The 12321-nt window shown below is 54.0% G+C and carries 13 protein-coding genes; 1 reads left to right on the top strand and 12 read right to left on the bottom strand.

All coding sequences use genetic code 11. The features are described 5' to 3' along the window. Positions 1-3: 3 nt before the first annotated feature. From ACI0CA_RS03160 to ACI0CA_RS03110, 11 genes are all read right to left on the bottom strand, one after another. Positions 4-678, bottom strand: a complete 675-nt coding sequence (locus tag ACI0CA_RS03160) for a 4Fe-4S dicluster domain-containing protein (protein ID WP_176820947.1) — start codon at positions 676-678, stop codon at positions 4-6. 18 nt (positions 679-696) lie between these two features. Then, positions 697-1554: an FAD/NAD(P)-binding protein gene (locus ACI0CA_RS03155; RefSeq protein ID WP_176820946.1), complete on the bottom strand. Its 858-nt coding sequence runs from the start codon at positions 1552-1554 to the stop codon at positions 697-699. Continuing rightward, positions 1547-2590, bottom strand: coding sequence for a 4Fe-4S dicluster domain-containing protein (locus ACI0CA_RS03150; protein ID WP_308449319.1), 1044 nt, complete (start codon positions 2588-2590; stop codon positions 1547-1549). The genes ACI0CA_RS03155 and ACI0CA_RS03150 overlap by 8 nt, the downstream gene beginning before the upstream one ends. Positions 2591-2593: 3 nt before the next feature. Then, positions 2594-3562 carry a 4Fe-4S dicluster domain-containing protein gene (locus tag ACI0CA_RS03145; protein WP_176820944.1) on the bottom strand — a complete coding sequence of 323 codons (969 nt, stop codon included), beginning with the start codon at positions 3560-3562 and terminating at the stop codon, positions 2594-2596. Then, positions 3550-3993, bottom strand: a complete 444-nt coding sequence (locus tag ACI0CA_RS03140) for a hydrogenase iron-sulfur subunit (RefSeq protein ID WP_308449320.1) — start codon at positions 3991-3993, stop codon at positions 3550-3552. Before ACI0CA_RS03140 ends, ACI0CA_RS03145 begins: the two co-directional genes overlap by 13 nt. Next, a complete protein-coding gene (locus tag ACI0CA_RS03135) occupies positions 3984-5972 on the bottom strand; it encodes a 4Fe-4S binding protein (RefSeq protein ID WP_176820942.1) in 1989 nt (662 codons plus the stop codon). The genes ACI0CA_RS03140 and ACI0CA_RS03135 overlap by 10 nt, the downstream gene beginning before the upstream one ends. 4 nt (positions 5973-5976) lie before the next feature. After that, positions 5977-6363, bottom strand: coding sequence for a 4Fe-4S dicluster domain-containing protein (locus ACI0CA_RS03130; protein ID WP_308449322.1), 387 nt, complete (start codon positions 6361-6363; stop codon positions 5977-5979). After that, positions 6360-7154 (bottom strand): CoB--CoM heterodisulfide reductase iron-sulfur subunit B family protein, encoded by a 795-nt coding sequence (locus ACI0CA_RS03125; RefSeq protein WP_308449396.1) that lies wholly within the window; start codon positions 7152-7154, stop codon positions 6360-6362. Before ACI0CA_RS03125 ends, ACI0CA_RS03130 begins: the two co-directional genes overlap by 4 nt. A 38-nt stretch (positions 7155-7192) precedes the next feature. Next, positions 7193-8131 (bottom strand): L-lactate dehydrogenase, encoded by a 939-nt coding sequence (locus ACI0CA_RS03120; protein ID WP_308449323.1) that lies wholly within the window; start codon positions 8129-8131, stop codon positions 7193-7195. A 484-nt stretch (positions 8132-8615) separates the two neighbouring features. Continuing rightward, positions 8616-10121, bottom strand: a complete 1506-nt coding sequence (locus ACI0CA_RS03115; RefSeq protein WP_308449324.1) for a HAMP domain-containing sensor histidine kinase — start codon at positions 10119-10121, stop codon at positions 8616-8618. A gap of 13 nt (positions 10122-10134) precedes the next feature. Then, on the bottom strand, positions 10135-10821 hold the full coding sequence (locus tag ACI0CA_RS03110) for a response regulator transcription factor (protein ID WP_308449325.1): 687 nt from the start codon (positions 10819-10821) through the stop codon (positions 10135-10137). 381 nt (positions 10822-11202) lie between these two features. Between ACI0CA_RS03110 and ACI0CA_RS03105 the strand changes: the two genes are divergently transcribed. Next, on the top strand, positions 11203-11832 hold the full coding sequence (locus ACI0CA_RS03105) for a cytidylate kinase-like family protein (protein ID WP_176820939.1): 630 nt from the start codon (positions 11203-11205) through the stop codon (positions 11830-11832). A gap of 113 nt (positions 11833-11945) precedes the next feature. Here ACI0CA_RS03105 and ACI0CA_RS03100 read toward each other — a convergent pair whose 3' ends face one another. Next, on the bottom strand, positions 11946-12314 hold the full coding sequence (locus tag ACI0CA_RS03100; RefSeq protein WP_308449326.1) for a NusG domain II-containing protein: 369 nt from the start codon (positions 12312-12314) through the stop codon (positions 11946-11948). Positions 12315-12321: the final 7 nt, after the last annotated feature.

Below are 12321 nucleotides of genomic sequence, written 5' to 3'. Positions count from 1 at the left end.
TCCTTATTTCTCGATCTCTCTGTTGTTATAGAGCTCCTGCATCTCGGTGATCGGCTTCTGCATGATCTGCTCAATCAGCTCGTCGTATGCACCCTCGTGGATCTCTTCAACACGCTTTGTCAGGTGCTTGCTCTCCGGCTCGATGTACTTGCCGGTGAGACGTCTTGCCAGCAGGCCGACCATCGGGTGAGAGATGCCCGCGGGACATCTGACGGTGCAGCAGCCGCAGCTTACGCAGTCGAAGGACTCTTCCGCGCACTTTTCAAGCTCGCCGCGCTGTGCGTATGCAATGTACTGCATAACGTTCAGGTTCTGCGTGCAGGCCTTTGTGCAGGCGTTGCAGCCGATGCAGCTGTAAATTTCCGGATAAAGCTCCATCATGATCTGCTGGTTCGGCTTGATCTCGTTGATGTCATAAGTACGCTTGTCTGTGGGGAAGAACGGAATGCTTGCAACATACATGCCCTCCTGCACCTGTGTCTGGCAGGCAAGGCAGGTCTTCAGCTCGTTCACACCCTTAATGCGGTAGATAGTTGCGCAGGCGCCGCAGAAACCGTGACGGCAGCCGCAGCCTCTTTTCAGCGTATAACCGGCATACTCCATAGCGGTCATAATCGTGAGGTCTGCGGGGACGCTGTACTTCTTACCGAAAAAATATACATTTACCATATTTTCCATGTTACGCCAACCCCTTTCTTAATACTCGTTCGGCAGCTCGTCGATCTCGTCGCAGCGGAACACCGGGCCGTCCTTGCAGACGTACTTGGAACCGATGTTGCAGCGGCCGCACTTGCCGATGCCGCACTTCATGCGCAGCTCCAGCGTGGTGTAGACCTGTTCTTTCGAGAAGCCCATTTCAATCAGCGATGCTAAGCAGAATTTGATCATGATCGGAGGTCCGCAAAGCAGCGCCGTTTTGTTTGTATCGAAGCCGAGCTCCTTGAGGTATGCCGGAACAAAGCCGACGTGGCCGTCCCAGCCCTCCTGCTCGCGGTCGATCGTGAGATATACGTTCACGCCTTCCGTCTTCATCCATACGTCCTGAATTTCCTTCAGCTGTACAAGGTCGTCCTTGGAACGGGAACCGTACAGAATATCTACGGTGCCGTAATCACTGCGGTTGTCGAGCACGTAGTTGATGACAGAACGCAACGGTGCAAGACCGATGCCGCCGGCGATAAAGAGCAGGTTCTTGCCCTTTAATTTGTCTTCTACCGGGAAATGGTTGCCGTACGGGCCGCGCACGGTAATCTCATCGCCCACCTCAAGGCTGTGCAGGTAGTCTGTAAGCTGACCGCACTTCTTGATGCTGAATTCCTGGTATTCTTTGTTCGTCGGCGAAGAGGTGATGGAGAACATACCCTCGCTGACGCCCGGTGCGCACAGCATAGCGCACTGGCCGGGCATATGCTCGAAGAGCTTGCCGCCCTCCGGCGCATTGACGCGGAACGTCTTGACGTCCGGGGTCTCCTCACGGATGTCCGTGATGACGCCGACCTGCGGGATCAGAACGTCTTTTACATAGTTATCATGGCAATGACAGGTATCACTCATGGTTTGCAGCCTCCTTTTCAAACGCCTTGATGACCTTCACGATATTGAGCGAGGACGGGCACTTTTCCACGCAGCGGCCGCAGCCTACGCAGGAATACATGCCGTCGTTATTCGCCGGGAAGTACACGAGCTTATGCATGAAACGCTGACGGAAGCGCTGCATCTGGCTCGTTCTGTTGTTGCCGTGCGCCATCATCGTAAAGTCGGAGTACATGCAGGAGTCCCAGCAGCGATAACGCTGAATGCCGTGGCCCGTGTCGTAGTCCTTGATATCATAGCACTGGCAGGTGGGGCACACAAAGGTGCAGGTGCCGCACGCAAGGCACGGCTTATAAAGCTTCTCCCAAACGGGGGAGTTGAATTTTTCTTCGGTGACGTTGCCGTTCCAACCCTCGAGAGAGAGGTTCGTGTACGGCAGCTTCTCTACGATTGCGCGGATGTTCTCCTGTTCGGTCTCCACGGCCTTTTCGTCTGCTGCGTCGGCATTTTCGAGCACGCCGGAGAGCGCTTCGGTGAGGGCAGTGCCCTTGTCCGTTACAGCTTTCCAGTAGAGCGTGTCGTTTGCGTTCCACATGACGACATCGGCGTCCGGCTCAGCGCAGTCAACGCCGAAAACCTTACAGAAGCAGGACTCCTCCGGCTCGTGGCAGGCAAGCGCCACGATGGTGCCGTGCTCGCGTCTTGCGCGGTAGAACGTATCGACCGGCTCAGCGAGGAAGACCTTATCGAGGACCTTAATGCCCTGAATGTCGCAGGCCTTCATGCCGAACGCGACGAAGTTCTGATCTGCAAGCGTCTGCGGCTCAACAGAGAGCTTGTGCTGTTCTTTTTTGACCGTGTAAAGTGTCTCGCTCTGCGGGAAAAACATATCTTTCGGAGATTTCACCGTCTTAAGTGTTTCAATGTCTGCATTGCAGCCTTCAAACCACGCGGCGAAGTTGACCTGACCGTTGTTGTTCACCGGCAGGAACAGCTCCTGCTGTGCCGCGATCGCTTTCAGCAGCTCGGGCAGCTTACTTTTTGCAATCTTGAACATGGCTTATCTCCTTCCCCCGGTAACGCCCGGCTCTACGTCGTTGAAGGTAAAGCTCGTCAGCGGGCTCTTTGCCTCCGGATCGACACCGGCCTGGAACTCACCGTAAAATTCGTCGATATCCTTGATGAACTTGCGGTTGAAGAGATGCAGCGGAATGCCCTGCGGACATACGCGGCTGCACTCGCCGCAGTCTGTGCAGCGGCCGGCAACGTGGAATGCACGGATGATGTGGAACATTCTCTCCTCAAAGGAGTCCACGTTCGCCTTCTGTGCGCTGTCAAACTTCGTGCTGTCGAAGACGCACTTGCGGCAGCTGCACGCCGGACACACATTGCGGCAGGCGTTGCAGCGGATGCAGCGGCTGAGCTCATTCTGGAAGAAAGCGAACTTTTCTTCCGGGCTCATGGCTTCGATCTTCTCGACCTCTGCAAAGCGGTCTGCGTCCTTTGTGTCGCGGCTCTCGCCGATGGTCTCGTCGAAAATCTGGTGCTCCTTGCCCTTGCAGACATGGCAGCGCTCCAGCATGCAATCCTTATAGGCGAGCGTCTTTTCGCCGTAGAGCGTCTCCACGGTGATGTTCTCGTTTGCATCATCGATCGTGATGTTCGTGATGCCCTTAACGCCCTGCTCCTTGATCTTCTCGAAGCTGAGCTTGCCCATGCAGCCGACACCGATAATGTAAGCCTTATCACGGTCTACGCGGTGCTCTGCTATGAGCTGGTTGAAGCTGTAAGAATCGCAGGGCTTCAGGAAGACAAGCGTCTTGCCCTCAAGCTTCGAGCCCTCGATCATATATTTACTGAGGTTCGCGCCGCAGAAGCCGTTGTAGACGAAGTTTGCGTCCAGATCCTCCGCCGTCTCAAAGTAAGACGGCTCCGGGTTATAGGACATATCGCCACGACGCCAGCCGAGCACACGGTTTACGGTGCCATCGCTGAGCAGCTCTTTTGCGCGGTTGATCATTTCCTGCATCTCAAATCCTCCAGTCTGACGTTCTTGCCGAGCGAAGTAATCTTCGCCACGAACTCATTCATGGTCTGGGAGAACTTTACGCCCTCTGCTGCGGAGACCCATTCCACACGGGTGCGTCCGTGCTCCACGCCGATGTAATCGAGCATAGAGAACAGAAGCGCCATTCTTCTTCTGGCATAGTAGTTGCCGGTGCTGTAATGGCAGTCGCCCGGGTGGCAGCCGCACAGGATAACGCCGTCTGCGCCCTTTTCAAAAGCATGCAGGATGAACATGGGGTTCACACGGCAGGAGCACGGCACGCGGATGATCTTAACGTCTGCCGGATAAACCAAGCGGCTGCTGCCTGCAAGGTCTGCGCCGGCGTAGCTGCACCAGTTGCAGCAGAACGCAACGATCTTCGGCTTGAACTCTTCGTTTGCTGTTATCGACATATTGCATCCACCTCCGCAAGAATCTGTCTGTTTGCAAAGCCCTGCAGATCCATTGCGCCGGACGGGCAGGTAACGGTGCAGGCACCGCAGCCCTGGCACAGCGCACTGTTGACAACGGCTACGCGGCGATCTTCACGGATGCCGTGGTCGTTGATGAGCTTTGTCTCATAGCTGATTGCGCCGTAGGGGCAGACGTTTGCGCACTGCGAGCAGCCGTTGCAGAGCAGCTCGTCGCTCTTAGCGGTGCACGGGTTCGTCATCAGCTTATCCTTCGCGAGCAGACCGATGGCCTTAACAGCCGCCGCGCCTGCCTGCGCAACCGTTTCCGGAATATCCTTCGGGCCCTGGCATACGCCGGAGAGGAATACGCCCGCCGTCGGGGACTCGACCGGGCGCAGCTTTGCGTGAGCCTCGGTGAGGAAGTTATTGGTATCGATGCTGGCGGTCAGCATGGTCGCAATGCGGCGCACGTCCGCGTTCGGCTCAATCGCCGTTGCGAGGACGACCATATCCGCTTCCATCAGGATCTGCTTGTTGTCGAGCAGGTCAACGCCCTGCACAAGCAGCTGGCCGTTCGGCTGCGGCATGACCTTGCCGACCTGACCCTTGATGTAGTTTACGCCGTAATCTTCCACGGCGCGACGGTAGAACTCATCGAAGTTCTTACCGGGGGTACGCACGTCGATGTAGAACACCGTTACGTTGACATCCGGGTATTTATCACGGATCAACATGGCGTGCTTTGCCGTGTACATGCAGCAAATCTTGGAGCAGTAGCTCTTACCGCGCTTATCGGAGCAGCGGCTGCCTACACACTGGATGAACACCATATTCTTCGGGTGCTTGCCGTCGGAAAGGCGCTCCAGATGACCCTTCGTGGGGCCTGCCGCGTTCATGATGCGCTCGAGCTCGAGGGATGTGATGACATCCTTGCTCTGGCTGTATGCGTACTCGTCGTACTTATCGAGCTTGATGGTATCGAAGCCGGTAGCGACAACGATAGCGCCGTACTTCTCGGTGACGATTTCATCCTTCTGCTCGTAATCGATGGCGCCCGCCTGACAAACCTTCTGGCACAGGCCGCACTTGCCGGTCTTGAACTTGATGCAAGCTTCACGGTCGATGACCGGGACGTTCGGGATTGCCTGTGCGAACGGGGTATAAATAGCGCTTCTCGTGTTCAAGCCGCGGTTGAATTCGCTCGGGGTCTTTCTGGAAGGACATTTCTCCTGGCAGACGCCGCAACCGGTGCACTTAGACATATCGACGCTGCGCGCCTTCTTGCGGATGTCCACGGTGAAATCGCCCACGAAGCCGGAGACCTTCTCCACTTCGCTGTATGTATACAGATGAATCTTCTCGTTTGCGGAAGCCTCCACCATTTTCGGGGTCAAAATACATGCGGAGCAGTCGAGCGTCGGGAACGTCTTATCGAGCTGGCTCATACGGCCGCCGATGCTGGGGGTCTTCTCAACGATATCGACTTCATAGCCTGCGTCTGCAATGTCGAGCGCAGTCTGAATGCCTGCAATACCGCCGCCGATGACAAGTGCGCGCTTTGTTACGCGGCTTTCGCCCGGAAACAGCGGCGCGTCAAGATTGACCTTTGCGATAGCCGCTCTGGCAAGGATGACGGCCTTTTCGGTCGCTTCTTCCATGTTCTTGTGGATCCAGGAGCAGTGCTCACGGATGTTTGCAATCTCGACCATGTACGGGTTGAGGCCGGCTCTTTCCGCCGTTTTGCGGAAAGTCGTCTCGTGCATACGCGGGGAGCAGGAACAAACCACAAGACCGGTCAGGTGTTTTTCGCGGATGGCTTCGATGATCTTCGCTTGGCCGACCTCGGAGCACATGTACTGATAATCTTCCGCGTGCACGACACCCGGTTCATGACTGACCATTTCTACGACTTTCTTTACATCTACCGTAGCTGCGATGTTGCTGCCGCAATGGCACACAAATACACCAATTCTCTGCACGCTATCACCTCCTGTATCTTCTGAACGCGCTCACAAGGAGCTGCTGGGGCAGATCCGGATCCAAAAGCTCCGGGATCTCGTCCGGCGTAAGGTATGCTTCACCGCGCTGGCGCACGACAAGCTGTCTTGCCGCATCGATGAGCTTGCCGGGCTTAACGTCTCTCGGGCAGCGCTCAATGCAGGCAAAGCAGGAAAGGCACTTCCAAAGGGACTTGGAATTCACAAGGGACTCAATGTCGTCATTCAGCACATAGGAAACGAACTGGTGAGGCTTAATGTCCATTTCGTTGAACGACGGGCAGGATGCGGAACATTTGCCGCACTTCATGCACTTGTAGGGGTTGACGCCGCTGATCTCGCGGATCTGCTCCGCCTGTTTGCTGATGCTCACTTTAACGCCTCCTCTTTCACGCCAAGGGCCTCTGCGAGAAGCTCGGTGAAGTAATACACCGGGATCTTGCCGCTGCCGCTCTTGTTGAGATTATACATGCAGAGTGGACATGCCGTGATGAGCATTTCCGCGCCTGCACCGGCTGCGCTGTCTACGATATTGCAGCTCATACGGCCGCTCATTTCTTTTTCTTTAAGGGAGATATAGCCGCCGCAGCACTCGTTGCGGTACGGATATACGACCGGCTCTGCGCCGATGGCACGAATGAAGTCTTCAATGATCTGCGGGTTCTCCGGATCGTCAAAGGCCAGCACGGTGCTCGGTCTGAGCAGCAGGCAGCCGTAATATGCGCCGATCTTTCTGCCCTTTAACGGGTTGACGACCTTTTTCTTCAGTTCGTCAAAGCCCACGCGGTCGCGCAGAACTTCAAGGTAATGCAGCACATTCGTCTCGCCGGCATAGGGCTCGTCAAGCTGCATGTAGTTGTTGGCTCTCGTGCGGATGTCCTCCACGTTTCTCATGTCGTCGTTGACTCTTTTGATGACATGATGACATGCGGAGCAAAGCGTCACGAGGTCCTGGCCCTTTTCCTTCGCTTCGTTCAAAGCGCGGACGGAGGAAAGTTTTGTTGCGATCTCGTCGGACCCGAGCGGGTAGACACCGCCGCAGCACTGCCAGTTTTCGATTTCTTCCAATTCAAATCCGAGCGCCTTTGCGGAAGCTCTGGCATAGGCGTCAAGATCCTTTGCCTTCGTTCTCAAGGTACATCCCGGATAATAGCTGTACTTCATAGCTACTCCTGTCATCCTTTCTATAAATTGATTTTGGGTTATGCTTCAAAATAAATTTGACCGATGGTTTCTTTCAGCTTGTCTGCGGAAGCGTGGAGCTTTTGCATTTCGTCCTCCGTCAGCTTCACAGGCAGCTTGCCCTGCACGCCGTTCGGGCCCACAATGGCGAGTGTGCTGATGCACACGTCCTCTAACCCGTATTCACCGTGCATCATGGTGGAAACGGTCACGATGGAATTGTATGCGGAAAGCAGCATGCTGCACAATCTGCACACGGAAACCGTGACCGCGTAGAACGTGGCGCCCTTGTTCTTGATGATCTCGCCGCCGGATTTATGTACATACTCCGCCATGGCGTCCTTGTCCACGGGCAGGGCATGCATCAGCTCCACATAGTCGTCCAGTTTCGCACCGGAAACCTCTGCGCACGACCACGGGATAAAGGAAGAGTCACCGTGTTCACCGAAAACATAGGCATGAATGTTCTTCTGCGCAATGTTAAAGTGGCTGGCAAGTCCGAAACGCAGACGCGCGGTATCCAGCGCGGTGCCGGAGCCGATGATCTGGTTTTCCGGGATGCCGGAGATTTTCATGAACACGTAGGTGATGATGTCCACCGGATTGCTGACGATGATGTACAGCGCGTTCGGTGCGGCCTTTGCGATGTTCGGTGCAATGCTTTTGATGATGTCGACATTCGTCTGCGTCAATTCAAGGCGCGACTGACCGGGTTTTCTGGCCACGCCGGACGTAATGATGACGATGTTGGAGTCCTTTGCATCCTCGTAATCTCCCGATTTAATGGAAATCGGGTCGCGGAAGCAGGTGCCCTGAATGATATCCATCACTTCGCCCTCTGCCTTTTGCTTGTTGATGTCGATCAGGACAATCTCCGTTGCGATGTCTTCGTTGGAAAGCGTATATGCAATGGTTGCGCCTACGCTACCGGCACCAATCACGGTGATTTTGCTTTTCATTGTCCCGGATCACTTCCCTTCCTGTGCTGTGCCCGACGGGGAGCACAATGTTCCTCCACGGGCGAGATCTTCTGAGTTACATGAAAACAAAGGGGCGAAACACAGTTTTCCCCTTTCCCCACTCACGGGGTGCATACTCAGCCTAATAAATTCTATCATATCGATATCTTTTTATCAAGCATTTTCGCGATTTTTCTATATGAAAATATCGGAATTTACGGCTTTTTCAGAAAGTAAAACAAAAGCCGCGCGGGCCTCTTTTGAGTTTGATACATCTTTCACAAATACGAATTCCGTGTTTCGTTCTCTGTGCGAAAAAAGCGCGCCCAAATCACCTTCGGGTACGCTTTTAGTTCGTTTACGCTTACTGTTTTCAGTTTAATTCAGCCGACTGTGAACATCTTTCTGACGACGTTTCGTAACGCCGTTTGGGAAACCCGTTGACCGGGTTTCCGCAGCCTTTTGAAAAAGGCCGGCGAAAACTTTATTCGCCCCGTTCCACGTCAGCTTTTTGTTTCGGCAATGTCGGCGGTTCCGGCAGAATCAAAGATTCCGTACGTAGCACCGGCAGTTCAAACCAGAATGTGCTGCCTTTACCCTCCACGCTCGCGACGCCGTACCGCCCGCCGTGCAGGTCCAGAATTTTCTTCACGATGGAAAGCCCCAATCCCGTGCCGACCTGTGCGCGTTTGTGCTCCTTATCGACCTTATAGTAGCGATCCCAGATGTACTGCAATTTATCCGCCGGTATACCCTCGCCCGTATCGCGAATAGATACGCGCACGGTGCTTTCCGTCACAGTCTGGTCGATATACACGGTCTTGTTCCCGCCCGAATAGTTAATGGCGTTGTTCACAAGGTTATACAGCACCTGCGAAATTTTCAGCTGATCGGCGCAGACATACACCGTGCGGTCATACGTGAACGGGAAGCTGAAATCCGCCAACTTGTCGTAGCGGTGCAGCGTATTGCGGATATCCTCTGTCAAATTGAATTCGGAAACCGTCAGCGTCAATGCGCCCGCCTGTAATTTAGAGAGATCTAAAAGGTCGTTGACGATGCCTGTCAGGCGGTTCGCTTCGTCGATGACGATCTGCACATTTTCCGGCGTGTTTTCGCCCGGAATGTCGCGCATCACCTCGGCATAGCCGGAGATCATCGTCAGCGGCGTGCGCAGATCGTGCGAAACATTGGCGATCAGCTCGCGGCGCAGATCTTCAACCTTGCTCAGCTCCGCCGCGGCATAGTTCAGTGTCGCGGCAAGCTCCGTCACCTCCCTTACGCCCTGTTCCGGGAAACGGATGTCATATTTTCCCTCGCCCAGCTGCTTTGCAGATTCGTTCATCTGTTCCAAGGGCTTTGAAAGACGCGAAGAGATAAACAGTGCCAGCCCGAACGAAAGCAGGATCATTACGCCCGTCAGACACCACAATTGTATTTTCAGCGTTTCCACCGTGGAATCAACCGGGATCACGTCGCAGGACAGCAGCACAAGATACTCGTTCCCGCTCGAAAGCGTGACGGTCTGCGCGTAAATGATCGTGCGATCCTGCCGTTCTATAGTGCTCGTCGGGTCTGTGATGTTGTCGTCCATCACGCTGCCGCCCGCCGCTTTCACCTCGGTGAAAAGCTGCTTGCAATCGAGGTAATCAAAGCGCTCCAGCACGCCGCCGCGCGCCGCCGGGGAAAACGACACATTTGAGCCGTCGCTGTTGGAAATGAGGATAGAAATATTCGTCGAACGCGTCACTTCAAAATAATCGTTCGCAGAAGCACTTTCGTCCAGCATCGCCACCACACGGTTCGCCACGCTGCGCACCTCATTGACCTTGATGGCTTTATAAAATGTGTTGAGCAGTGTGATTTGAAATGTCCACAACAGCGTCACAATAATCGCCGTAAACAGCACGAACCCCAGCATGACCTGCATGCGTATGCCCGGCTTGCGCCATTTTTTGAATTTATGCTTCTTTACTGTCTGTTCGCCCATAGTCCCGCCGTCCTTATGCGCCGTGCGTTTCAAAGCGATAACCCACACCGCGCAGCGTCACAATGAATTTACTGTACGGGCCGAGGCTGCGGCGCAGCAGCTTGATGTGCGTATCCAGCGTGCGGTCGTCACCGTAGAAATCATACCCCCAAACATTTGTGATAAGCATTTCGCGTGTGAGGGCGATGTTGCGGTTGTTGACCATGTAAAACAGCAGGTCATATTCCTTCGGGGACAAATCGGCACGCACGCCGTCCACCGTGACGATCCGTCCGGTAAAATCGATTGTCAGGCCCTCCGCCCGGAACAACTCGTGCTTCGGTATTGCGGTGCGCTGCACACGGCTCATCACAGCGGCAACGCGCATCATCAGCTCTTTCGGAGAGAACGGCTTCACGACATAATCGTCCACGCCGAGTTCAAAGCCATGGATTTTATCATACTCCTCGCCGCGTGCGGAAAGCATGATGACGGCCGGCGATGCAATCTTCTTAATCTCCGCCACGGCCGAAAAACCGTCAAGCTCCGGCATCATCACATCCATGATGACAATATCGAACGCATCGGGCGTTCTGCGGAACAGGCGCACCGCCTCCATGCCGTTTTCCGCTTCCGTCACCTCGTGCCCCTCAAACTCCGCGTATTTGCGGATGAGCAGGCGAATTTTCGCTTCATCGTCCACGACTAAAATTCTGTACATGACAAGGCCTCCTTTTAACTGTTCCGCTCCGTTTACCTGTATCATAACGCACTTTTGTGAAAAAGCGGTGAATGCCGAATGAAAACTGCCATGCCGTATGCGCCTTCCCGCTTTTATTCCATGTGGAAATTATATAAATATCCGGCCCTGTTTTCAAGTATTTCCACGATTTATTTCTTTCACGAAGAAATTTTTCTATTGCCTGTTGACATTTCGGGAAAAGTGGAGTAAGATATTTTATAGAAAATACATACAAATCATTCAAGTATTTTCCATCATTTTAGAGTGTTTTTACAATCCCCTTTCCGGTTTTATCGCATAGAGATGGGCGGAACGGGTGTTTTGTACACTTTATGTTGAGAAACCCGAGGAGGCGAGTCTATGTTACCGATTATTACCATTGCGCGTCAGTACGGAAGCGGCGGCCACGAGGTCGGCGAGCGCCTGGCGGAAAAATTGAATGTCCCCCTTCTCGACAAGCAGCTGATCGCCATGGCGGCAAAAAAGAGCGGGCTGAGCGAGGAAGTCTTTGAAAAGGCGGACGAAAAAGCGGGCAACAGCCTTTTGTATTCCATGGTGATGGGAAACTACACCTTCGGAAGCCGTATCACCGGCATCAACGATATGCCCATCAACGATAAGCTGTTCATTCTTCAAAGCGACATCATCAAGTCGGCTGCGGATAAAGGCCCGTGCGTCATCATCGGACGCTGCGGCGACTACATCCTGCGCGAGTACGACAACGTGTTCCGCGTCTTCATCCACGCCAACAAGGAAGCGCGCATCAAGCGCATTTTGAGCAAAGGTCTGTGCGATGAGAAGAAGGTCTCCGATTTTATCACAAAACGCGATAAGCAAAGAGCAAATTACTACAACTTCTACTCGAATAAGCGCTGGGACGATCTCTCGAATTATCACCTCACCATCGATTCTTCCGAATTCGATATTGACGAGGTTGCGGAGATCATCATTACGGCCATCGGCAAGATCAAGCCGCCCGCAAAGAAGTAAGCCTTTGCACATTCAATTTGAGTTTACCTTACCTTTTATATTTTTCATTTTTTATCCCTTCAGAAAAAGAGGCGTACCTTTTGGTGCGTCTCTTTTTCTATGGTCATATTCTTTTATCCCGTTACGGAGTCTATCTCGCTGTCGCCGCCCTCTATGCGCACACTCACGCGCTGCGGCAGGCACACGGCAGATTCTCCCGCACGCTTGATAATCCCCTTGTTCACACAAATTTTGTCCGGGCACGGGCTCGAAACGAAATGTGCGCCGTCTTTGTCAAGCTCAATCACCGCGCCGTTCACTTCCAGCGTTAATGGCTCCTTTAAATCGGCCAGCACAACGCGGCGGTACACTTCGCCATCCTGCTCAATGACGGCCTCTGCCCCCTTCGGGCGCGTTTTGGCATAGAGATACACGCCTGCCGCCACAGCGAGCACCAAAACGAGCAGGAGCGCTTCTTTCCATGAAAATTTTCGCTTTTCCATCGCAGCC

The sequence above is a fragment of the Hominenteromicrobium mulieris genome, assembly GCF_046197855.1.
Taxonomy (GTDB): domain Bacteria; phylum Bacillota; class Clostridia; order Oscillospirales; family Acutalibacteraceae; genus Hominenteromicrobium; species Hominenteromicrobium mulieris.
Note: the sequence above shows the minus strand (reverse complement) of the source record. Positions and strands in the feature narration are given on the sequence as shown.

Bases quoted from the DNA above. Each gene is read 5' to 3' on its own strand.
- ACI0CA_RS03160 (WP_176820947.1), bottom strand. From the start codon at position 678: ATGGAAAATATGGTAAATGTATATTTTTTCGGTAAGAAGTACAGCGTC.
- ACI0CA_RS03155 (WP_176820946.1), bottom strand. From the start codon at position 1,554: ATGAGTGATACCTGTCATTGCCATGATAACTATGTAAAAGACGTTCTG.
- ACI0CA_RS03150 (WP_308449319.1), bottom strand. From the start codon at position 2,590: ATGTTCAAGATTGCAAAAAGTAAGCTGCCCGAGCTGCTGAAAGCGATC.
- ACI0CA_RS03145 (WP_176820944.1), bottom strand. From the start codon at position 3,562: ATGCAGGAAATGATCAACCGCGCAAAAGAGCTGCTCAGCGATGGCACC.
- ACI0CA_RS03140 (WP_308449320.1), bottom strand. From the start codon at position 3,993: ATGTCGATAACAGCAAACGAAGAGTTCAAGCCGAAGATCGTTGCGTTC.
- ACI0CA_RS03125 (WP_308449396.1), bottom strand. From the start codon at position 7,154: ATGAAGTACAGCTATTATCCGGGATGTACCTTGAGAACGAAGGCAAAG.
- ACI0CA_RS03120 (WP_308449323.1), bottom strand. From the start codon at position 8,131: ATGAAAAGCAAAATCACCGTGATTGGTGCCGGTAGCGTAGGCGCAACC.
- ACI0CA_RS03115 (WP_308449324.1), bottom strand. From the start codon at position 10,121: ATGGGCGAACAGACAGTAAAGAAGCATAAATTCAAAAAATGGCGCAAG.
- ACI0CA_RS03110 (WP_308449325.1), bottom strand. From the start codon at position 10,821: ATGTACAGAATTTTAGTCGTGGACGATGAAGCGAAAATTCGCCTGCTC.
- ACI0CA_RS03105 (WP_176820939.1), top strand. From the start codon at position 11,203: ATGTTACCGATTATTACCATTGCGCGTCAGTACGGAAGCGGCGGCCAC.
- ACI0CA_RS03100 (WP_308449326.1), bottom strand. From the start codon at position 12,314: ATGGAAAAGCGAAAATTTTCATGGAAAGAAGCGCTCCTGCTCGTTTTG.